General features: G+C 46.8%; 18 protein-coding genes, 1 tRNA gene and 2 pseudogenes. 12 read left to right on the forward strand and 9 right to left on the reverse strand.

Going from position 1 to position 18,541, the window contains the following annotated elements:
* Position 1 precedes the first annotated feature (1 nt).
* The gene (locus tag QT994_RS18270) at positions 2-415 is read right to left on the reverse strand and encodes a nuclear transport factor 2 family protein (protein ID WP_333176787.1); all 414 of its coding nucleotides are present in this window, start codon (positions 413-415) and stop codon (positions 2-4) included.
* A 76-nt stretch (positions 416-491) separates the two neighbouring features.
* Positions 492-1,353: pseudogene (locus QT994_RS18275) on the reverse strand (Uma2 family endonuclease).
* 518 nt (positions 1,354-1,871) lie between these two features.
* Here QT994_RS18275 and QT994_RS18280 point away from each other — a divergent pair.
* Together QT994_RS18280 and QT994_RS18285 are read left to right on the forward strand one after the other, a co-directional pair.
* Entirely contained in the window at positions 1,872-2,141 is a 270-nt protein-coding gene (locus tag QT994_RS18280; RefSeq protein ID WP_333176790.1) for a type II toxin-antitoxin system ParD family antitoxin, read from the forward strand.
* The gene (locus QT994_RS18285) at positions 2,138-2,446 is read left to right on the forward strand and encodes a type II toxin-antitoxin system RelE/ParE family toxin (RefSeq protein ID WP_333176817.1); all 309 of its coding nucleotides are present in this window, start codon (positions 2,138-2,140) and stop codon (positions 2,444-2,446) included. The genes QT994_RS18280 and QT994_RS18285 overlap by 4 nt, the downstream gene beginning before the upstream one ends.
* Positions 2,447-2,476: 30 nt before the next feature.
* Here the strand turns inward: QT994_RS18285 and rlmD are convergent, their stop codons facing one another.
* Positions 2,477-3,889 carry a 23S rRNA (uracil(1939)-C(5))-methyltransferase RlmD gene (gene rlmD / locus QT994_RS18290; RefSeq protein WP_333176792.1) on the reverse strand — a complete coding sequence of 471 codons (1,413 nt, stop codon included), beginning with the start codon at positions 3,887-3,889 and terminating at the stop codon, positions 2,477-2,479.
* Between the two features lie 23 nt (positions 3,890-3,912).
* Between rlmD and QT994_RS18295 the strand changes: the two genes are divergently transcribed.
* The gene (locus tag QT994_RS18295; RefSeq protein WP_333176794.1) at positions 3,913-4,275 is read left to right on the forward strand and encodes a hypothetical protein; all 363 of its coding nucleotides are present in this window, start codon (positions 3,913-3,915) and stop codon (positions 4,273-4,275) included.
* 96 nt (positions 4,276-4,371) lie between these two features.
* Complete coding sequence (locus QT994_RS18300) at positions 4,372-4,857, forward strand: allophycocyanin subunit alpha-B (RefSeq protein WP_190746013.1); 486 nt, start codon at positions 4,372-4,374, stop codon at positions 4,855-4,857.
* Between the two features lie 233 nt (positions 4,858-5,090).
* On the opposite strand, the gene QT994_RS18305 is transcribed toward QT994_RS18300, so the two are convergent.
* The gene (locus QT994_RS18305) at positions 5,091-5,474 is read right to left on the reverse strand and encodes a hypothetical protein (protein ID WP_333176796.1); all 384 of its coding nucleotides are present in this window, start codon (positions 5,472-5,474) and stop codon (positions 5,091-5,093) included.
* A gap of 188 nt (positions 5,475-5,662) precedes the next feature.
* On the opposite strand from QT994_RS18305, the gene QT994_RS18310 reads away from it, so the two are divergent.
* Positions 5,663-6,064, forward strand: coding sequence for a helix-turn-helix transcriptional regulator (locus QT994_RS18310; protein WP_006634106.1), 402 nt, complete (start codon positions 5,663-5,665; stop codon positions 6,062-6,064).
* A 124-nt stretch (positions 6,065-6,188) separates the two neighbouring features.
* Here QT994_RS18310 and mazG read toward each other — a convergent pair whose 3' ends face one another.
* Both mazG and QT994_RS18320 read right to left on the reverse strand, forming a co-directional pair.
* On the reverse strand, positions 6,189-7,016 hold the full coding sequence (mazG, locus tag QT994_RS18315; RefSeq protein ID WP_333176799.1) for a nucleoside triphosphate pyrophosphohydrolase: 828 nt from the start codon (positions 7,014-7,016) through the stop codon (positions 6,189-6,191).
* 70 nt (positions 7,017-7,086) lie between these two features.
* Positions 7,087-7,716: a metal-binding protein gene (locus QT994_RS18320; protein ID WP_333176801.1), complete on the reverse strand. Its 630-nt coding sequence runs from the start codon at positions 7,714-7,716 to the stop codon at positions 7,087-7,089.
* A gap of 72 nt (positions 7,717-7,788) precedes the next feature.
* Between QT994_RS18320 and QT994_RS18325 the strand changes: the two genes are divergently transcribed.
* The 4 genes from QT994_RS18325 (at position 7,789) to QT994_RS18340 (ending at position 10,174) form a co-directional block, all read left to right on the forward strand.
* Positions 7,789-7,860 (forward strand) — tRNA-Val (locus QT994_RS18325).
* 192 nt (positions 7,861-8,052) lie between these two features.
* Positions 8,053-8,436 carry a hypothetical protein gene (locus tag QT994_RS18330; RefSeq protein WP_333044648.1) on the forward strand — a complete coding sequence of 128 codons (384 nt, stop codon included), beginning with the start codon at positions 8,053-8,055 and terminating at the stop codon, positions 8,434-8,436.
* A gap of 137 nt (positions 8,437-8,573) precedes the next feature.
* Positions 8,574-9,623, forward strand: coding sequence for a CAF17-like 4Fe-4S cluster assembly/insertion protein YgfZ (gene ygfZ, locus QT994_RS18335; protein WP_333176803.1), 1,050 nt, complete (start codon positions 8,574-8,576; stop codon positions 9,621-9,623).
* A gap of 173 nt (positions 9,624-9,796) precedes the next feature.
* Positions 9,797-10,174 (forward strand): hypothetical protein, encoded by a 378-nt coding sequence (locus tag QT994_RS18340; protein WP_333044645.1) that lies wholly within the window; start codon positions 9,797-9,799, stop codon positions 10,172-10,174.
* Positions 10,175-10,526: 352 nt separating this feature from the next.
* On the opposite strand, the gene QT994_RS18345 is transcribed toward QT994_RS18340, so the two are convergent.
* Both QT994_RS18345 and QT994_RS18350 read right to left on the reverse strand, forming a co-directional pair.
* Positions 10,527-11,000: an Hsp20/alpha crystallin family protein gene (locus QT994_RS18345; RefSeq protein ID WP_333176805.1), complete on the reverse strand. Its 474-nt coding sequence runs from the start codon at positions 10,998-11,000 to the stop codon at positions 10,527-10,529.
* A 501-nt stretch (positions 11,001-11,501) separates the two neighbouring features.
* Positions 11,502-14,711, reverse strand: coding sequence for a glycoside hydrolase family 15 protein (locus QT994_RS18350; protein ID WP_333176807.1), 3,210 nt, complete (start codon positions 14,709-14,711; stop codon positions 11,502-11,504).
* Positions 14,712-14,822: 111 nt separating this feature from the next.
* Here QT994_RS18350 and QT994_RS18355 point away from each other — a divergent pair, with 111 nt between their 5' ends.
* Positions 14,823-14,960, forward strand: coding sequence for a hypothetical protein (locus tag QT994_RS18355; protein WP_333175826.1), 138 nt, complete (start codon positions 14,823-14,825; stop codon positions 14,958-14,960).
* A gap of 207 nt (positions 14,961-15,167) precedes the next feature.
* Positions 15,168-15,899 (forward strand): WecB/TagA/CpsF family glycosyltransferase, encoded by a 732-nt coding sequence (locus tag QT994_RS18360; protein WP_333176809.1) that lies wholly within the window; start codon positions 15,168-15,170, stop codon positions 15,897-15,899.
* 88 nt (positions 15,900-15,987) lie between these two features.
* Here the strand turns inward: QT994_RS18360 and QT994_RS18365 are convergent, their stop codons facing one another.
* Complete coding sequence (locus QT994_RS18365; protein WP_333176812.1) at positions 15,988-18,315, reverse strand: S8 family serine peptidase; 2,328 nt, start codon at positions 18,313-18,315, stop codon at positions 15,988-15,990.
* Between QT994_RS18365 and QT994_RS18370 the strand changes: the two are divergent.
* Positions 18,309-18,541 (forward strand): annotated as a pseudogene (locus tag QT994_RS18370) (hypothetical protein); the annotation flags it as partial. The gene QT994_RS18365 and the pseudogene QT994_RS18370 sit on opposite strands and share 7 nt — an antisense overlap.

Here is an 18,541-nt window from a genome sequence, read left to right on the forward strand (position 1 = left end):
CTTATCGAAACTTCCGTTCAGACTCTTGAATGGGAACATCATTAATGCTAGCTTCACGTCTTCGCATTAACCCATTTTCTGCAAATTCCCACTGTTCATTACCATAGGCGCGATACCAGTAGCCAGAATCATCGTGCCACTCATACTCGAAGCGAACAGAAATCCGATTGTCTATAAAACTCCAGAGTTCTTTCTTTAAACGGTAATCTAGTTCCTTTGCCCATTTTCGTCTTAAAAAAGCTTTGATTTCTTCCCGTCCGCTGAAGAATTCGGCACGGTTTCGCCACTGAGAATCTTCCGTATAAGCTAAGGCTACTCGTTCTGGATCGCGGCTATTCCAGGCATCTTCAGCAGCTTGAACTTTGGCTTTAGCCGTTTCCAACGTAAAGGGCGGTAGAGGTGGTTTAGTTTCCATCAGCTTTGTTTTTTGTGATTAAAAAAGATCAGGTGCGAGGTGCTAGCGCTACAGATATAGTTTTGGGAATTTGATATCAATCCTCAGCATCGGGATCGATTCCCATTGCTCGCAGTCGATCGGCTAAGTGGGCGGCTTTTCGCTCTGCTTGTTCGGCCCTTTCGTTCTTGTTCGGCCCTTTGCCGTTCTTGCTCGTTTATTCGCCGTTCTTGCTCGGTTCTAGCCCGCTCAATTTCAACTTGTTCGGAGCCAGTTAACAGCAAATTCCCCTGCGAATCCCACCACCGCAGCCAAAGAAGTTCTTGATTTTGATAGCTTCCCTGCCACAGTCCCAATTCTACATCTAGTACAGGAATGGGATAGTGACCGCGTGCGTTTGGCTCCATCCTTCGATACACAAAATCTATCAGGTGATAGACTTCTAAATTGCCCGTTCTCATTTCATAAATGCCGTAGTAAGGAATGCGGACAATTCTCTCGTACACCCAAAACTTACCAGGTTTAATTGTTGTACCGTCAGCGGCCACAGTCAAGGGAGTACGTGAAGCGAAGCTATCCCGAAGGGAATCGCGCTCTTCCTCTCCATTACCGCTAGCAAATTCTCAAGCAATGAACGGAGCCATGTGTTCCCGCCAAAGTACATAAGAACGGCGAAAACCGTCAAGTGTTGCCGATACATTCGCCACGTAAAACCAATCCGGTGCTTGTGCACCTCGCTCTGGCGGGTCAGTTTCTCGCCAGTAAATACCGCAATCTTGCCCGATCGCATATTGTGCGTCTGGATGCAGTCGCTCTACAATCGGCCCGATCGAATCTGTCAGAATGATGCTCTGGGGATGCTCCTGAAAATTTTTTACAAATGTACCGTCTTCGTCTGACAATTGGGTATGGTCGGGGAATACAGGAGGCAGACCAGTAGCAGTTATTGTCTTGTTCACCGTCGTTTTCCGTGGAGTTATTGTTAATTGTACTGCGAAATTTTAGAGCCATCTGACCAGCAAATGTTCTCTAACACTCAGTTCGACAGATTCACAGCTTTGTAGATTGTCTATTGGGGTATTGTTATAAAGGAGATTTGCTATTTATCGGAGATTTATTTTGATATTCTGCTGTTCTTCTGGGGTCATGCGAACTTGGGTTATGGTAATTTATCTGCGTTCTATTATGCCATCAACTTGTTCAGCAATTGTTTGAGTATTTGTACTGACTACAAAAGTGGGATGCTCCCATTGTAAATGGAATGAGTTAGCTATGTAGCTTTTCATTAAGTATCCTAGCTTAAAGAGTAGAGAAGCGTCAGTGACGCACATCCAGGCAAGTCTTTAGTTGGAGCCACAGATCCCTTCTGAAAAGAGCGATCGCCCCTCAACCAACCAATCTAATTGAAGGGCGTAAAACGCCGCTATCCCGTAGGGAATCGCCTACAATAGAATCAACACTCCTCCTCTCAAACACCATGCAAATTGTTTTGCCACCTGAAGTCGAAGCCCTCATACAGCGCCAACTCACCAGCGGCAAATACAACAGCGCGATCGACGTTATCCTTGCAGCCATTAAACTACTCGAACAACAGCAAAATATTTATCAAGGACGACTGCCAGAACTCCAAGGAGACGCACTGATTGGCCAGCAAGCATCCCACCGCGGTGAAGTCATAGACGGTGCAACCGCAATGGCACAAATTCGAGCTAATGTGCGATCGCGTTACAGTTCAAAAGAAACATAAGTCCAAAATTTCGGCTCACCCAACCCGCCATTCAAGACATCGAGCAAATTGCAGACTACATCGCTAGTCGATCGGGACTCGATCGAATCGATCGCTTTTTAAGCAATCTTGACTCTAAATTTGCCAAAATTGCTCAATTTCCCAATATTGGACGACAAAGAGAAGAAATTTTACCCTTGCTTCGCAGTCTCTCTATAGACAACTATCTCATCCTCTATATGCCGATCGGACAAAATGTAGAAATCTTTCGAGTTGTCAGTGGTTATCGAGATTTATCCACCCTCTTCGCCGATGCTGATGATTGAATTTAACTAAACAACGATCGCCCTTTTGATTTACCTCACCAAAAAAGCCGCACACTCAACATGAGAAGTCTGAGGAAAGAAATCTGCCGGCTGCACTCGCGCTAACTTATAATCCCCATTTTCGCACAAAATCTTCAGGTCGCGAGCCAAAGTAGCAGGCTTGCAGCTAACATAAACAATGCGATTTGGTTTGATTTCCTTGATAGCTTCCAAAACTGCGCGATCGCACCCTTTCCTCGGCGGATCTAGCAGCACAATATCCGGTGTCAATCCCAAAGAAGGCAGCAAACTCTCTACAGTTCCCACCTGAAACTCGACATTTCTCACGTCATTTAACTCAGCATTTAATTGGGCTTGTTCGATCGCCGCCGGTTGCACTTCTAAACCTATGGCTATTTTTACTTGTTTTGCCAGGGGTAAAGTAAAAGTACCAATTCCACAGTAAGCGTCAACCAAAATCTCGTTCCCCTGCAAATTCAATTCCCCTACCATCACCTCTAACAACGCTTCAGCAGCCTCTGTATTAACCTGGAAAAAAGTATCAGCTCTTAGCTGAAATTTCAAACCAGCAAAGCTTTCTCGCAGATAAGAACGACCCGCAATGCAGCGAGTTTCGGCACCAAAAATCACATTAGTTTGAGCGGGATTTATATTCAAACAAACCCCTGCCAGTTGAGGATATTGTTTCAGCCACTCTGATGCTTGCTCTTCGAGTCCCGGCAACTCTCCTGTGCGAACTATTAAAGTTAGCAGCATCTCGCCGGTGCGCCGTCCGATCCGCAAGGACAAGTGACGCAGTTCTCCTGTATGTTTCTTTTCGTCGTAGACTGGCCAATCCCGCCAGTGGATGTCTTCTTTGACCTCTTTTAACAAAGGATTGAGGCGCGGGTCTTGCACCGGACACTGATTGAGATTGACTAATTTGTGGGTGCTTTTTTGATAGTAACCTGCTTGGACTTGACCTGTTGCAGATATTGCCACCGGATAAGTCGCTTTGTTGCGGTATCCCAAAAATTGGGGAAATCCCTCGATTTTTCCCGTTAAAATTTCATCCACTTGGGGATTGCTAAATCCGCCAATCCGTTCTAAGGCTTGAATGATTTGATTTTGCTTGGCTGCAAGCTGATATTGATAATCTACGTGCTGCCACTGACAGCCGCCGCACTTGTCGGCGACAATGCAGTTAGCTCGGATGCGGTGTTCGGAGGTTTCCAGAAGTGTGTCCAGCTTGCCTGTAGCATAGGTGGATTTGACTTGCACCAGGCGGACAAGGACTCGATCGCCCGTCACGGTATCGGGCACAAACACTACTAACTCACCAAAACGACCTACTCCGTCGCCGGTGTCTGTCAAGTCGGTAATCTCTATCTCAATCAGTTGACCTTGCTGGCAAGGGTTTGCCAATTTCGTCGAGTTTGGGGTCGGGAATTTAGATTTGGTCACAAGTAGTCGTGGTAGGATTTAATATGGTAATGCAATATCGCTCTCTCTTTCCTGAGATAAGTCGTAGCGAAGCGGGGCTCCATCCATCGCACTCAAGCTCAATAGCAGGCTGTATTCCTGCTGCTGAACGTCTTGCTGCTAAAGCCAAGCTTCAACCTGCAAGTCAAGCCTGCCGTGAGTTGTCCCGATCGAGCCTGTGCGATATGCTGTTGGGGCGAGCTAGCAAAAACTCGTTAAACAGTCAAAGTGTCTGCCGACATCAAAACTCTCACTCGCAGTTTTTGAGTTTTTCCCGCAGTACCCTGGAACACAGGGAAACTGGCTTGAACATCCAGCATAACGTTTGCGGAGATTTACCCGCTACTTCTAATGTTGATAAATGTTAGAAGCAAAGTAAATCGCCCAACCCAGAATCTCATCTTTAAGGGATGAGAATGTCAATTAATCTTACTCTCAAATATCCTCAATTTTTTTGAATAACAATGAGCGTAGTTAGCCAACTAATTCTCCAAGCCGACGACGAACTTCGCTATCCCAGTACCGGCGAACTTCAAAGCATCAAAGATTTTTTTAAAACCGGGGAACAGCGGGTGCGTATTGCTACTGCGCTGTCTGACAGTGAGAAAAAAATTGTTGAAGAAGCTAGCAAAAAACTCTGGAAAAAACGCCCTGACTTTATCTCCCCCGGAGGTAATGCTTACGGTCAACGCGAACGGGCTTTGTGTCTGCGCGACTACGGCTGGTACTTGCGCCTGATTACCTACGGTATCTTGGCGGGTGACAAGGAGCCGATCGAAAGCATCGGTTTGATTGGCGTTCGGGAAATGTATAATTCTCTGGGCGTTCCTGTTCCTGGCATGGTCGAAGCTATCCGCTGTTTGAAGGAAGCTTCTTTGGCTTTGCTCAATCAGGATGATGCTAAGGAAGCAGCTCCTTATTTTGATTATATCGCTCAAGCAATGTCTTAATTGCTTTGGTGATTGCTTTCATGAATCTGGCGGATCATTCGCGGGTGATTTTTGGGGTGATTTTATCTCGCAATTGCTCGCAAATGTTTCGCTTCTGTTTTTGGAAAGGAAGAGTTGACAGTTGACAGTTGACAGTTGACAGTTGACAGAATCAAAGGCAAGGGTTTGAGCAATTAACAGCGTCCTCACGGTTGGGTGCGGTTGCTAGTGTTAGGAAATCTGCTTGATTTCTGCTAGGAAGCAATGCTGTTTAAGCTTTCCCAGATGTTGAGTTCGTCTTGTTTTTCAGTGCACATTTGATTTAAAAAGTCAAGTATTTTTGGGATAAATTGTTTTTTGAATTTCCGGCTGTCGTAGTGAATGGATGTTTTGAGCTGCGAGAGTTCTCCAAGGGTGGGGCAGGTTTGGATATGATGGGCGATCGCATTTTGCCATTCTTCCAGCCTGCGGTAGCTGACAAACAGGCCGCCTCTATCCCGATGGTGGACGAAAACCACGAAAGCCCAGGATTCGACTCGCTTAATTTGATTTTGGCTGATTTTGAGCAGTTGGGCGATCGACCTGACGGTGATGCGGAGCTTTTTCGAGGGTTGGATGCGGCGAAACAGTGCTGTCATGGCTGAGTCACTCCTGAACTTGGGTGAGTTAGTAAATGTTCGTCTTTGGATCTTACTATATCATATCATTCTACACGAATGCAGAAAAGTTGCAGTAATGTTTCTAAATGTGTAATGCTCAAACCCTGTGTGCTGCCTTGAGCAAGGCAAAAGTACAGCTAGCTTAAGAGTTAAATTGGATCTGTAAAATGCCGGGATTTCTTGACTTTAAGGCTGTCGTCGATCAGGAAAAACTGCGCCCTGTGCGATTTACGGATACGGGACGCGGTAGATTGGGCAAACTTCTGAAAGCAGCTAGAGAGATTCGGGGCTGGTCAATTATTGAAACAGAAATGGTCACAAAAGAATACGAGGCCGCTTTGTTTCGGACAGCCGGAGATCCTGTACCAAAAGATGTCGGTATTAGTAATGCTACTGTTAGTCGCTACGAACGCGGGAAGTTAGAAAGTTTGGATTGGCGATCGCTCTCTCTGTTATGCTTTGTCCTCAAGCCGATCGATCCGGTGACAGGAGAAGCCCTGGAACCGACAAATGCGCTTTATATCGCTTGCGAACATCCCCCATACAATGACGCGAAGCTTTACGAGTAGTTGATTGCTGACATCTGAACTGATACAACCAAATTATTGAGATTGGGAGTTTACCGCAGATATTAGCGGATGAACGCTGATGAACGCTGATGTCATTTTATCTTTGTTTATCTGCGGTGATTGATTACCGATCGCCCTTTTGTTTAGCAATTAAAGCTTTAGCTTGCTGCCACAGAGATTCTAACTCTTCTGGGGCATAATCTGACAAAGGTCGATCGCACGCAGCCTCTACCTTCGCAAACCGCTGCACGAAGCGATCGTTTGTTCCTTGCAAAGCAGCCGACGGATCTAAATCGTACCAGCGAGCTAATTGAATCAACACAAACATAATATCTCCCAATTCTGACTGCTGCGCTGCCTTATCCTCGTGTTTGAGAGCGTGTTCAAATTCTGCCATTTCTTCGTGGAATTTATCCCAAACGCCCTCTACACTGTCCCAATCAAAACTCACTTCCGCAGCTTTTTGAGAGATTTTCATCCCGGCGGTGATCGGCGGCAAAGTGCTGGCATAACGGCTCATTTTCGAGGCTAAAGTTGGCGGCTTTTCCGAAGTTGTGCCTTTTTCTGCTGCTTTGATTTTTTCCCAGTTTTCGTTGACTTCATCGACGCTGTTGAGTTCGACATCGCCAAAGACGTGGGGATGACGCCGAATTAGTTTTTCTGTAATGCCCCCAGCGATTTCGGCGAAGGTAAACTGATTGGATTCGCTGGCAATTTGAGCTTGTAGAATTACCTGTAACAGTAAATCGCCCAATTCTTCGACGATCGCATTTTTATCTCCTTTGCGAATCGCGTCGGCGGTTTCATAAGCTTCTTCGATGATGTGGGGAATTAGAGTTTGGGGAGTTTGGGCTAAATCCCAAGGACATCCGCCGTCTGGCGATCGCAATTTAGCCACAACTTCTATAAGTTCTTTGAGTGCTGTGAGCGATCGACTTTCAGAATTAGACATAATAATTTACCTTTTATATCAACCGCCAAGACGGTTATAACGTTGTTAATGGCTCCAACCATTGATTTTATTACTTCTTCCTTCTTCCTTCTTCCTTCTTCCTTCTTCCTTCTGCTATGGATTTGCTAGATGTGCGAGTGGGAGCTTTGATTTTTCGCCTCTTCATTGTCTTATGAGAGCGCAACCCGCTCAATCCTTTCTTTTTGAATCTTTTGTAAGCCGAGCCGCCCCAATCGCTCAGATAGTGGCTCATCGCCCCCAATTCTAGACCGATGTAAACGGCTAAAATTTCGATGTGGTGTTCCCAGATCGATCGCCCGTAACTCAAAACAACATCCTGCCAATTCCCGCCTAAGTTCCCGGCTTTTTCGGCAATTGCCAATCCCAACATTCCGAAAACCGCGATCCAGATAGCGAGGTACAAGATTCGCAAAGCAGTGCCGATCAGAGGGCCGTGGGACAAAAAAGAGCGGTGGCGCAGGCTTTTTTGGTACGGGAGCCAAATGGGTTTGAACCATCCCCAGCGCTGATACTGGCAGGAGTAGATATCCAAGTCGGGGCCAAACATCAGCCCGCCGAATAAGAAACTGCCGGAAACGAGCAAAGTCAGGTTGCTGCTCTGAGTCTGGCCAAAGGTGAGGGCTGCCACGAAGGGCAAACTCCACATGGTTATTTGATCGTGGGTGCGGCCAGAGGGCATTTAAAGTTTAGGATTTTTTTTACTTGATCTTTCTGAGTTACTGTGATATGATAAATCCCGGTGAGTGCAATTGGGTGATTAGCTCAGTGGTAGAGCGCCTGCTTTACACGCAGGATGCCGTAGGTTCAAATCCTACATTACCCATCCGATAACTCAAATTCAACAGTTAAAGCCGTTTTTAGCCGTCAAGCCAAGAACGGCTTTAACTGTTGCTGTTGACGGTTGACTTTTGAATTGGGTGACGACTAAATTTAACATTCTGTGGCGAAGGTCTCAAAAGTTGGCACCCAATGCTAGAAAATTAATTTATTGATTTTCTTTTTTAGAACCGTGTATATGAAGCCTAAAATAACTAGCCCGATCGCGTGGCAGCAAGCTGAACTGCTCATGCAGCCAGCGATGATCCGAGTGATCGACAACATCCGCAAACAATTAGAGGAGTCTGTTTGGACGGGTACTTATCAAGAAGTGCAGATTCCGATTCCGGGCTATCAACTAATTTTAGAGCATCAAGGTGAGCAAAGATGCGTCGATATTTGGGAACTTTGCTATCGAGTCTGCTTTGTCAACTACCAGCCCGCCCACACTCAACTGCAAAGCCAAGAAGTTGTAATTGATACTAGCTTGATTGAGGAGGACACGGGCGATGTAGATTGGAATCGTCTTGATGCCAAAGCCAGTCAATTAATACAAGAAATATTCGCCAACTTGAGCAAATAGTCAGTTGTCAGTTGTCAGTTGACAGTTGTCAGTGGTGAGCTTTCTCGCCAACAGCGAACAGCGAACAGTCAACAGTTAAGACTCAACAGTCATCAGTTAAAACTCAACAGCCAACAGTTAAGAGTCAACAAAATCTTATGATTCAAGAATTGCACGACATTCAAGCAGCAGGCGGTGCTACTTTTGCAGAGTTAACAACCACAGAAATTGTGCCAGTCAGTTTTGGTAACGACGCAGAAGCGATCGCAGCAACGAAACAAGGTGTGGCTTTGTACGATCGCACTCACTGGGGACGCATTCAAATCTCAGATAGCGATCGACTGCGGTTCTTGCACAATCAAAGTACCAATAACTTCAATATACTCAAACCCGGTCAAGGTTGCGACACCGTTTTCGTGACTTCCACCGCCCGGACGATCGACCTCGCCACCGCTTATGCTACAGAAGATGCCGTACTGCTGTTAGTTTCAGCCAACCGCCGCCGCCAACTGCTGGAATTGCTCGATCGCTATATTTTCCCAATGGATCGCGTCGAGTTAACAGATTTAACCGATACAACTGTTGCTTTCAATTTCCTCGGCCCGGAAAGCACTCAACTACTAGAAAAAATCGGAGTTACCGAACTCGAAAATCAACCTTACGCCACTCACAAATTGATAAATTTTGCAGGTATGGACATCCGAGTGGCGGTTGGTAGCGGTTTAGCAACTCCCGGATACACGTTAATTGCCCAAGCTGGCGATGCAGCCAACTTGTGGAAGGAATTAGTCAAAGCTGGGGCCGTACCGATGGGCGATCGAGTTTGGGAACAACTGCGAATTGAACAAGGACGCCCCGCACCCGATTTTGAACTCACAGATGATTACAACCCCTTAGAAGCCCGCCTTTTACACACGATAACCTATGACAAAGGCTGCTACATCGGTCAAGAAACTATTGCCCGGTTGAACACCTACAAAGGAGTCAAACAGCAACTTTGGGGCGTGCATTTGAGCGGTGCGGTTGAACCCGGAACAGCAGTCACAATCGGAGAAGAAAAAGTCGGCAAACTCACCAGTTTTACGGAAACTGAATCCGGCTTTTTTGGTCTTGCTTACATCCGCACAAAAGCGGGTGGCGAAGGACTGAAAGTGCAAGTCGGATCGGTATCAGGGGAAGTAGTAAATCTACCTTTCTTGAGTTCCTAGTTGCGATCGGTCGCCTGTTGACGCCGCAGCGCCAAAAACTTTTTTGTTGAGGTTGATTTGGGTGAACGTTAACCCAATAAATTGACACGAAGTCCTATTTTTAGATAGATTTGCAAACAAACAACAGCAATTATTCTGTATTACAGTCGTCACAGAAAAAACTGAGTTTTTCAATGAAAAATTTTACATTGCGCTTAGTTACAACTTGCCTGCGAGTAGGAATAATCTTTGCTGTAGGAATAGCGCTGATTTTTAGCTCCGAATTGGAATTTTCGGGCAACAAAATGCAAGCGAACGCTACACATTTAACCCCTGAAGCTAAGTCTTACGAAGTTGCCCGTCCCGATCGGCCGCTAACAACCGATATCGAGAAGGGCGGAAATGATGCCGTTGACAATATCCGAGAAAAGCTGAATCTTGACCAACCCATTGCCCCCAGTACCAAAAGATTTATAGAATCAGTAAAAAATAACGTGGGCGAAGCAGTTACACCGGCACGGGAAGCAGTAGAAAAAGCTACAGATCGAGGTAGCAGCGATCGAGCCAACTAATTCAATCGCATCCAGTTTTCAAATATCATATTCTTAGTCCGCTGGCGCGGACTTTGTTTGTTTAGTAGCGATTTCCAGATCCGAATCATCCTCTCTCCTGCATTTACTGAAAGCCTGCCTCATAAGCATTCCTGAAATCACTGCGGGTTCACGGCATTTGTAGGTAGCTTTTCGCTCGGCTTTCCCAAATAGAAAATACCGAGAGCAATTGTAGCTCCCGGTATCAAATTTTCCAGTTCCGTTGTGGTTAAGTAAATCCAACCAGGCTCAATTTGGAAAAATTTGCCTCACTCAATTAAGCACAGTTTTCTGCGTACTGACTTCACCACTAAACACGCTTACCCCATCGTTATTAATTAGCCTGTAAAGGGGCCGGATTCGTTGAAGCTCCAGCAATTTGGGCTAAATTAATCTTGACGACTTTATTGCGAGCTTCAGTCACTTTGGGCAGAGTTAGCGTTAGAATGCCATCTTTGTATTCAGCTTGCACAGAGTCGTTTTGAATGTGTGCGGGCAAGGGAAGCACCCGGTGGAATTTGCCATAGCGGAATTCAGAGCGGAGGTAGCGAGATTTTTCGTCTGTGTTTTCGTAGCGGCGTTCGCCAGAGATAGAAATTGCTTCGCGAGTGACTTGAACGTCAATGTCTTTGGGGTCAATTCCAGGCAGTTGCGCTTTTAATACGAAGTTGTCCCCAGCATCAGCCAATTCCAGAGCGGGCATCCAAGTGGCTTCTGAGTTATCTCTCGTTGTTGCCCGTTGGTCAAAAACTTTATCGAGTTGCTCGCGGATGGTTTCTATTTCTGTGAAGGGTTGCCAATAGCGCATCAACATAATCTGTCACCTCAAAGATTGGTAAGACTTTATAACGAAAGTTTGGGTTGAAGCTCATTGCTTACAGTTATCATGATGCCGCTTGATAAGTAGGAAGAACAGTCAGGAAAACCCCACTGAGTTGGTCGTATTTTCCAGAATAAGTGCGAAAGAATCAGCAGTAATTGGCAGTGAAGAAAACCGTACAAAGCTATTCCTAGAAACCGACAATACTGTAGCAACGCTATGATGAGCCAGCCGAGCGAGCTCTGCACGGCGCGAGCGTCGCCGGAAGTATCGCCGATGTTGCCAACCGTACCAAAAGCACGGTGCGGGTGATGTGTAGCAGGGTAAGGACGTGATTTGTAGGCGTGAGCAGCTTTCCCATAGCCATCACTCGCTGTATGAGGGATCTCCAATAATCCTGATCGAGCTTAAATATCTCCCTTATTCCTAAGTCCGCCTCTGCGGACTTAGTTTGTGTAGTTGTGGTTTCAACCGCCGAACTATCTCAATCTATCCAAACTTCGTCAAGAATCGGAAAGCATCGAGTACGTGACTCGCGCAAACGTAAGGCGAAGTGTTGTAAAAAGCTTGCCAAGCCGCCGCTTTGTCTTCGTCGTATCGATCGGCTCTTTCCGGGTGTTTTCCTTGCCAATTCAGCCGCACTGCGTGACCGACTAATACATCTAAAACGATGTATTCTTCTACTTGCAATTCTGGGTTGCGCTGGCCAATTGCAGCCAACTCCATCAACGCCTCAATATTGACTTGTCGGTATTCCGGGGCGACTATTTTATTCAGCAAATGCTCAATTTGTAGCGCTAAATTCTTTTCGCCCGGCGTCATTTCTGATAAAATGATATGGCTATCTAACCGATTGCGTCGCTCTAATTTGTCGCCAATTATCAAGCCTTTGCAGTGCCGAAGCAGTCCCCAAACACTCGGATAAAAATCTTTCGGTACGCGATTGACTGCACCTTCCATTTGCCGCTTCCGCCGCCATCCTCCCCCAGGCATTTGCGGTTCTTCGGAAACTGGCGCAACTACCCATTCAATATCTTTTTCCGCCTGTTTGACGCGCAGGGATTCTTGTTGTTTGAGGATTTGATTCATTTCCTCGTATTCTGTCAAGACTTGGCGGAGGCGATTTTTGATTTCAAAGGGACTTAGCTGCATTAAATGTTCGTAAGCTTCATTTTGCGTAACTCCCAATTCGCGGGCAAACTCGCTAGTCAGCAGCAAAATAAAGTAGCTAACTCTCAGCGTCAGCAGGCCTTTAAATAACTGCGGTTCGGCTTTAATTAGCAGGCCAAGGTAGATGAGAACTTCTTGAGTTAGAACTCGATCGCGAATATCTTCTCCGCAGAATTGGCGAATTTTGTCCATCACTTCGGTGTAGGAACCGGGCCGCGAAATCACCGAATCTTCGCTGTAGGCTTTACCCACAGCAATCTGCTTTTGTCGCACCAAAATGTCTGTCACCGCATCGGACAAGCTGATATCAACCTTGTCCAGCAAACCTGCGGCATGGCGGATGACGGCCCATTGGATTTTTGATTGCGAACTTTCTCCAGCTTTTGTATAAACTTCGTTGAGCAAATCCACAACTTGTACTGTTTCGTCCGCACCTCCAAATCCTGTATCAAAATTTAATCCTTTGAGCCGAACTAAGGTGTGCAGCAACTCAATTTGTTCGTACAAATTTTCTGAATCTCGCAGGCTGGTTAGCAAGAAGTTAGTATTAGTTTCGCACTCTAATTTGAATTCTTGCGTGTGACCCAAAGGCCAAGTTTTTTCGGGATTGTAAGTTAGATATCTGCGCGCTTCTACTGCACCTGTCACCGGAGATTCGGTAAATTCAAAATCGTGCATGAAATCAATTCTTTCGGTGCCAGCAGTCAGCATTAACTGCTTAATATTTCCGAGTTTAACTGGCGTGTTGTTACAGTGTCCATCCCGGAATTCCTTCATTAATTCTAACAATGCTTCCCGGCCGGTTTCCAGCATCGTGTGAGTCAGCATCAGCGTTACCGTAGGGCGTCCCAACTGATACCAGTGGCGGTGAATGTGAGCTATTTCGCTCTTGATTTGAGCTACTAAAAAATGGTAATCTAAAGTTAAGTAAAACTCTTGTCTGTTCAAAAATGAGGGGAGAAATACGATCGCCTCTTCGCGAATTTTAAACACCCGAGAAGTTGTTAAACTCCGCAGACGGCGCACGGGGCGCCCGGTTAAACCTAATGGGTCGTTGCGTCCAATTTGCGTGTAAATAGCTGATAATTCTTTAGTCTGGCGGACTTGAATTGGTTCTACCTGTTTTGGGGTTTGCGCCGCAATGCCGTTAGCAGCTAATTCTGCTTGCAAATCTTCGTCTTCAGCTAACAGTGCAATTTGCACTAAAGGTTCTCGGTGCGGCCCGACTGACAAATGCCTTCCCAGCGGGTCGATATCGCCAACTGCGATTAATCCTTCGTTCAGCAATTGACCGAGAAAGTACAAACTTTGCGCCCAAACCAGGGGAATATTTTCATTAGGTAAGCGCTGCTGGCTGCTGGGATTCCGCTTTTCTGCTTCTATATTTTCGGCGGGGACGTAGTACAATTCTGGTAGTAGTGGCAAACCAGAGCGATCGACTGCTAGAGATTCCAAACGCTGCTGGTACTCCTGCACTTGGGCTTGATTTCCCTGAAATAGGCCGTCCAAGAATAAATAAGTGAAAAATAGCGGCCACTCGCATTCAATGTGCTCGAACTGCCTTAATTCTGTGGGTTCGTAGTGGAGGCGATCGGCATCTTCCAAAACTGTTTGGTGTCCGTCCCGCAGAAACCGCTTGCAGCCGTATTTTCCTTGCAATTTGTCAATAATTTTATTTCGAGTCCGTTCTATTAATTCTCGGTCTTCAACAGCAAAAGCCGGAAAACTAATCACGCTCAATAAAGCGGCATCTACTTCTTTTGAACTAGATTCGCGAGGCAAAAGCGATTCTAAAGTTATGCGACTTCTGGCAATTTCGTCGGGCAAAACGTGAATAACTGACGCTTGAGAACCTTGAATACCGAACAGATCCAACCCATTTATTGCTTCCAGCGCGGCTTTTGCCATGCCAACTGAACTGGCGTTCAATTCTGCATTGCCTCGATTGATTTTATGACCTCTTTCCCAAATTCCGTAATCCGGCGTGCGGTAAGCTCTACCGATGTAGTAAACTAAATTTTGCACGAAATTGACTTCATCGATTGTAAAAATTACGTGCAGCCCGGAAGCCGTCATTTGAGCAAGAATTAATAAGAATATAGATGTAGCGTCTAACTGTAAATGTCCCCACTGGTCATCGCCGACAACAATACTTCCAGTTTGAGTATTGTATTTAGCGTGCAGGGCATCTAGCGGCGACTGAGTATTTTTAAAATGTTCTACTTTGCTCGATTGTTGCATCATCGCAAACAGCAAGCCGCGCATCAGTTTGACTGTGCTGTGTTCGAGTTCAAAAGTCCTGCCCCGATCGCCATCTATTTTGCGGTAAGCTAAACCCAAACCCCAAACCGCGAGAATGCTGTACACGTTGTCGCGCACCCAGGCATCGGTGTAGTCGCCGTGGGCGTTAACGGCGGTACTCGCCGGCAGCAAACCAGTAATTGGATTTTGGCGCTTGAGGATGACGGTTTTGATTTGCTGGTAGTAATAATCTAACCTGGTTTGCCGCTGAGTTGTTGCGATCGCCATTTCGTTTTCCTTGTTTTTCCTGATGCGAGCCGAATTGCGGTGAATAGACTTCTAAATATATCAGAGATTAGATTATTTCTCAAGTTATCCAAACACAAGAAGGTAATTGCCATGTCTACCCAAAACCACAATAACAACAGCGTTCCTTTCGTAAAAATTGTCTACTCTACAGTGAAAATTAATGGTAAAATTGAACTCGTACCGATGGAATGGTACGCTGATGGGTCTGTCAAAAAAATCGAACACTAATGCTCGATCGCACTTCGCAGGCAAACCATAATAAACTTGCGCGCCCCGTCGCGTACAAAAAACCAGGTTTCTGGGCCACGGAATGATGACTTAACAGAATCTTTGTGGCACAAACCGGGTTTTTTGCGTCCCAAAGTGGTCTAGCCTCGCTCGCCAATCTAAGCTAATTTAAATAACTAGGTGTGTAGGAATCTCAAAGAAAAAAATATGGATCGATCGCAGCCGCAATTTTCAGTGCTGGGACTACCAGTTCACATATTAGATGATTATGCAGGTTGGCTGATGCAGCGCCTGCATCAGGGGTTGGGAAGTCACGTCGTGACGCTGAATGCTGAAATGGCGATGCAAGCCGAGCAAAATTCGGCTTTAGCAGATGTAATCCGCAAAGCGGAACTCGTGATTCCCGACGGTTCGGGAGTGGTGCTGTACTTGCGGCTGCGTGGCAAACCGGCACAGCGCTATCCGGGGATTGAATTAGCAGAATCGCTGCTGCAACAAGCCGGAAAATTGCCTGATTCGGAACCACTATTTTTCTTTGGAGGTTCCCCAGGAGTGGCGGCTGCGGCGGCCAAAACTTGGCAGCAAAAAGTTAACGGATTGTCGATTGCTTCTCAACACGGTTATCTTTCCGCAGATGAAGAGGAAGACTTCCGTGAAAGCCTCAAACAAATGCAGCCCAAATTGATTTTTGTAGGCTTGGGAGTGCCGCGCCAAGAGTTTTGGATTGCGGAACACCGACACCTTTGTCCTGATTCGATTTGGGTGGGAGTTGGCGGCAGTTTCGATATTTGGGCGGGAACAAAAACCCGCGCGCCGGCTTGGTTTTGCGACAATCATTTAGAATGGCTGTATCGGCTTTATCAAGAACCTTGGCGGTGGCGCAGGATGTTGGCTTTGCCACAATTTGCATTGAAAGCCTTGGGGAATTTTCGAGCTTAAAACTGCCACAATAAAATTGGTTTGTAGTGAGGACTAAATTCCTCATAAAATTATCAGGCTTTCAGTCCTCACTACGAACCAATTGCCATTAAACAATGTAAGGAGAATCGATCGCCTTTGCCCGATTAATCGCCACCAAAGTCTGGTAAATCAAAGCAGAAATCTCAGCGCGGGTAATATCCCGCTGCGGCGAAAGCCAATCGCGGGAAGGATAATTAACCACAATCTTCAAAGCAGTTGCTGTGGCGATCGCACTCAAAGCATAATTAGGAATTTGAGAGCGATCGGTGTAAACTTTCAAAGTATCGGCATTTCCCCCCTTCAGTTCCAAACCGTTAACCAAAGACACGATCGCCTCACTCTTAGTCAAATTCTGATTCGGGCCGAACTTCAACCCCGGAAACCCCGCCAAAAACCCCCCCCGATTTGCCCGTTCGATCGCACTTCTCGCCCAAAAAGTAGCAGAAACATCAATAAAATTTGTAGCCGGCACCCTCGGAATCGGACTAAACGCACTCACCAACAGCGCCGCATATTGAGCGCGGTTTAAACTGTCATCAGGCCTAAAAGAACCGTCAGGAAAACCGCTAATTATATTCGCCGCAGCCAAAGCTTCAATAAACTTCTGTGCCCAATGTCCAGAAATATCGCTGAACACGACACCCCCAATATTCGGATTGCCGCCGCCCTTCCTCACCGCAGCTTGCACAGCTTTAAAAGCATTCACTTTCCCGTAACCAAACCAATCGCTGCGACCGTTGTTAGGATCGTAATTTCCCATGCGATTGCCCAACTGGGGATCGGGATCGGGATCGACAATTTTCTCAGCAGTTTGTTCGAGAATTCCCCGCACTTCCCGCGCCGTCAAACGGGGGTTAGCCGAAAGTATCAACCCTGCAACCCCAGCGACTACTGGAGTGGCGCTGGAAGTACCGCCAAAAGTATCCGTATAGTCCCCCCAGTCGTAGCCCCGATCGCCCACTCGATCGGCAGTAAACACCCCTACACCGGGCAAATACTGCGTCACCTCCGGCGGCGTGCCGATAAATCCGGTTTCTGGCAGCCAAGTTCCCGGCGGCGCGTTGTTGCTGGGGGCGCAAACCGAGATGCTGGTACCCCAATTGCTGTAAGCTGCTTTTTTGTTGAGGGAAGTGGAAGCGCTGACGGCAATTACGTCTGGGTGAACGGCAAATCCTGCCAGCCATCTAGTTTGACCCTCCACGACGTTGTTGGGCCAGCCTTTCTCGTTAACAGTACCGTTGACTGGGCGGTTGGCATTGCCCGCCGCGAACAGAATAACGCAGCCTCTGCCGCCCCGCCCTTGGGTTGCTGCTTTGGTGATAACGGCACTCTGCCGCAGGGAAAGGGGATAGTAAACTGCCGCAGGCCCCCAACTGCAAGAAATGACGGCGGCCCCTTTTTCGATCGCCCAATTAAATATTTTTTCGACAGAATTGTCATCGAGAAAACCCGTGGTACGGATGGGCATCAGGGCGCATCCGGGGGCGACGCCGACAATGCCTTTGCCGTTTTCTTCAGCAACGGCGACGCCGGCACAACTTGTGCCGTGGTTGTCTGAGTCGGCTACGGGCATCGGGGAAGTGTCGCCGTCTTTTAAATCGATGGGTGAAACGATTTTGCCTTGGCCTTGAAAATCTGGGTGGGTGATGTCAACTGAATCGTCGGCGATCGCAATTACGATCGATCTAACTCCGCGAGTCATGTTCCAAGCTGGTTCTGCATAAATTTGAGCGCCGCCAACAAGTTCGTTGCCGCCTTTGTTGTTGAGATACCACTGTTTGGGATAAAGCGGATCGCGGGGCGTGTAATGCTGCTGCGTCTCTACTACAATGTTGGGTTCGGCGATCAAAACTTCTGGATATCTTGTCAGGCGGTTGGCAATTTTTACCGGGTTTTCTGTTGCTTGTTTGGTGACTTCGCAGACGAAAGTGTTGGGAATTCCTTCTACTGGCCGGACTATTTTTAAAGCGGCGGCATTGGCGATCGCCTTTCGCGATTGTTCGTCTACTTGTTCGCCAAATTGAATAGTAATTTGGTCGGTTAAATAAAAGAATGTACTCGGACTGTTCGCGGGGCAATAGACGTGGCTGGTAAAAGCTACGGCATCGCTGGCGCGGGCTGCTTGCATTGCTGCTTCTAGGCTAGAGGGCGCAACGAGATATTCTTCGAGATTGCTTTGGCCGATGCGGCGGTTGAGTTTTGCCCCATTTGTTGCAGCCCAATCGTTTGAGGCTGATGCTGTTGGTGAGGGGCGGACTGTAAAGCGGTTTGGAACTTTTGACAGCAGCAGTTCATCGCCGCCGCGCTGCAAAATCACTGCCAGACTTTCATCGGGAACTCCGATACCTTGATAATTTTGTAAGGTATTTGCGGAAAGTTCGATCGGTTGTGTCATCAGAAATGCCTTTGTTAATTTTAATCCAGTCTTACTATATTCTCAAGAACAGGCAGGATGCCTGTTCCACAAAGACTGAATTTTCTTGTGGGGTGGGCATCTTGCTCGCCCGTAAAAGGCTTATTAACCATGATTCAGCAAGTCCCCTCAGAGTGTTGCAAGAAATAAATGATCCAAAATCAAGCCGAGTTACAAAAGATTTCAACAAACCATTTTTTCAAGTTTG

The organism is Microcoleus sp. S13_B4, from assembly GCF_036700885.1.
In the GTDB taxonomy this organism is placed as follows: Bacteria; Cyanobacteriota; Cyanobacteriia; order Cyanobacteriales; family Microcoleaceae; genus Microcoleus.

Coding starts and splice junctions, on each gene's coding strand:
- QT994_RS18270 (WP_333176787.1), bottom strand. CDS start 415: ATGGAAACTAAACCACCTCTACCGCCCTTTACGTTGGAAACGGCTAAA.
- QT994_RS18280 (WP_333176790.1), top strand. CDS start 1,872: ATGCAAATTGTTTTGCCACCTGAAGTCGAAGCCCTCATACAGCGCCAA.
- QT994_RS18295 (WP_333176794.1), top strand. CDS start 3,913: ATGGTAATGCAATATCGCTCTCTCTTTCCTGAGATAAGTCGTAGCGAA.
- QT994_RS18300 (WP_190746013.1), top strand. CDS start 4,372: ATGAGCGTAGTTAGCCAACTAATTCTCCAAGCCGACGACGAACTTCGC.
- QT994_RS18305 (WP_333176796.1), bottom strand. CDS start 5,474: ATGACAGCACTGTTTCGCCGCATCCAACCCTCGAAAAAGCTCCGCATC.
- QT994_RS18310 (WP_006634106.1), top strand. CDS start 5,663: ATGCCGGGATTTCTTGACTTTAAGGCTGTCGTCGATCAGGAAAAACTG.
- mazG (WP_333176799.1), bottom strand. CDS start 7,016: ATGTCTAATTCTGAAAGTCGATCGCTCACAGCACTCAAAGAACTTATA.
- QT994_RS18320 (WP_333176801.1), bottom strand. CDS start 7,716: ATGCCCTCTGGCCGCACCCACGATCAAATAACCATGTGGAGTTTGCCC.
- QT994_RS18330 (WP_333044648.1), top strand. CDS start 8,053: ATGAAGCCTAAAATAACTAGCCCGATCGCGTGGCAGCAAGCTGAACTG.
- ygfZ (WP_333176803.1), top strand. CDS start 8,574: ATGATTCAAGAATTGCACGACATTCAAGCAGCAGGCGGTGCTACTTTT.
- QT994_RS18340 (WP_333044645.1), top strand. CDS start 9,797: ATGAAAAATTTTACATTGCGCTTAGTTACAACTTGCCTGCGAGTAGGA.
- QT994_RS18345 (WP_333176805.1), bottom strand. CDS start 11,000: ATGCGCTATTGGCAACCCTTCACAGAAATAGAAACCATCCGCGAGCAA.
- QT994_RS18350 (WP_333176807.1), bottom strand. CDS start 14,711: ATGGCGATCGCAACAACTCAGCGGCAAACCAGGTTAGATTATTACTAC.
- QT994_RS18355 (WP_333175826.1), top strand. CDS start 14,823: ATGTCTACCCAAAACCACAATAACAACAGCGTTCCTTTCGTAAAAATT.
- QT994_RS18360 (WP_333176809.1), top strand. CDS start 15,168: ATGGATCGATCGCAGCCGCAATTTTCAGTGCTGGGACTACCAGTTCAC.
- QT994_RS18365 (WP_333176812.1), bottom strand. CDS start 18,315: ATGACACAACCGATCGAACTTTCCGCAAATACCTTACAAAATTATCAA.